The organism is Bradyrhizobium sp. NAS80.1 (assembly GCF_001908205.1).
Classification (GTDB): Bacteria; Pseudomonadota; Alphaproteobacteria; order Rhizobiales; family Xanthobacteraceae; genus Bradyrhizobium.
In genome coordinates, this window is the sequence record NZ_LGHL01000363.1 from 1 (window position 1) to 1294 (window position 1294).

Annotated in this window: 1 protein-coding gene; it reads left to right on the plus strand. The window is 58.5% G+C overall.

Annotated elements, in window-relative coordinates:
- Positions 1-362: 362 nt before the first annotated feature.
- Positions 363-1139, plus strand: coding sequence for an alpha/beta fold hydrolase (locus AC629_RS43465; protein ID WP_283848245.1), 777 nt, complete (start codon positions 363-365; stop codon positions 1137-1139).
- Positions 1140-1294 lie beyond the last annotated feature (155 nt).

Below are 1294 nucleotides of genomic sequence, written 5' to 3' on the forward strand. Positions count from 1 at the left end.
GCTCGTCGGCTGAATCGAACGAACTGACGCGGTCCCCCACGTCTCTGCCGCGAGAACGCGTCAGCACGGCTTAGAAAAATTACACCTCACAGAAAACCGAGTTTTTCAACACAATCGGGGCAAAAGCGGCAGTCAGCCCAACGATCCTGTGGCGTCCGGTTTCCCGCCACCAGCCGACATGGAAGCGGCTGTTGCGTTGTTCAGCTCAGGGCCATCTCCAGACATGCAGGTAAGCCTTCTCCCGTGTACGATAGGGTCGGAGACATAGACATATGGTGACAGTCGAACGCATAGAGTGGTCTTGGCGGGATCGAACCGTAACGCTCGGAATTGATACACGCGGCGAAGGCCCAACCGTCCTTATGCTTCCCGCGCTTAGTTCAATTTCGACCCGCTTTGAAATGCGACCCTTGGCAGATAAGCTTGCACCCGCCTTCGCGTCGGTTGCTGTTGATTGGCCGGGGTTCGGAGACAACCCGCGTCCAGCAATAGCTTGGGACCCGGACGCCTATCGGAACTTTCTTGCATACATCCTGCAAAAGCTTCCGAAACCCACAGCAACCGTAGCGGTCGGTCACGCGGCCGGGTACTTGCTCACCCACGCTGCCGAGCATCCGGGATCTGCCGGGAAGTTGTGTCTCATCGCCCCGACGTGGCGTGGGCCGTTGCCAACAATGATGGGGGGACGCCGGGCGGTGTTCGGCTTCGTCTCGCGGCTCGTTGATCTCCCGATAGTCGGTGCTGCCCTCTACCGGCTCAATGTTAATCAACCTATGATCCGTATGATGGCCAAAGGACACGTTTATGCTGATCCTGCCTGGCTCGATCAGCGCCGCCTTGCTGAGAAGCTCGCGGTGACCAATGCCACCGGTGCACGACACGCCTCAGTCCGGTTTGTGGCCGGAGAGCTTGACCCGATGTCCTCCCGCGAACTGTTTCTAGCGACTGCAGAGCAGGTCACCGATCCCATCCTTGTCGTCTATGGGGCAGCCACCCCCGGGCGCTCAAAAGCCGAGATGGAGGTCTTGCGAAATCTGCCCAACGTACAATTCCGAGAACTGCCTGTCGGCAAGCTCGCGGTCCATGAAGAATTTCCTGAATATGTTGCCGACGCCATTCAGTCTTTTCTCCGCCAGTGAAGGACGCGGCCGGTCAATTGCAGGCAGCCCTCAATGTCAGTCTTGGGTCATTCTCGACCGACTCTCAGGTTTCGGCCGCCGTTCGATGTCTGCACTTCTCCGAAACCGACCAGCTTACTGCGCGGCAACGGAATGACGCGAAGGGCCAAAACCCG